The organism is Burkholderia sp. SIMBA_062, from assembly GCF_046534765.1.
Lineage (GTDB): Bacteria > Pseudomonadota > Gammaproteobacteria > Burkholderiales > Burkholderiaceae > Burkholderia > Burkholderia ambifaria.
The window spans coordinates 1-321 of record NZ_JAWRYD010000166.1; the positions used below are offsets into that span (position 1 = coordinate 1).

General features: G+C 46.4%; 1 protein-coding gene. It reads right to left on the bottom strand.

Features of this window, described 5'->3' with window-relative positions:
* A partial coding sequence (locus tag SB786_RS35875) for a helix-turn-helix domain-containing protein (RefSeq protein ID WP_410731527.1) occupies window positions 1–154 on the bottom strand: 154 nt, incomplete at its 3' end.
* Window positions 155–321: the final 167 nt, after the last annotated feature.

A 321-nucleotide genomic window follows, 5' to 3' on the forward strand; every position in this document is an offset into this window, starting at 1 on the left:
AGTCGTTGTTCGGCTCACTATTTCGGCGAATTTCGCGGCTGATAGTGGAGGGAGAACGACTCAGACATCGAGCAATGGCTCGGAGGCTCAGGCCTTGAGAGAGACAAACCTGGATAGTGGCACGATCAGTAATGCTGAGTTCTGAGTATGACATGAGCGCAATACCTTACAGGGAAACTCAGGTGTTGCACTCAGAATCTGCGGCCAAGGGGTGTAAGGTTTGTTGATTATTCTTTCAAAAACTATACTCGAAAAACAAGGAGGTTGCTATGCATAGTAGTTTTCACGAAGTTAGGGCCATTAGTATGCAAGAGTCTAAGT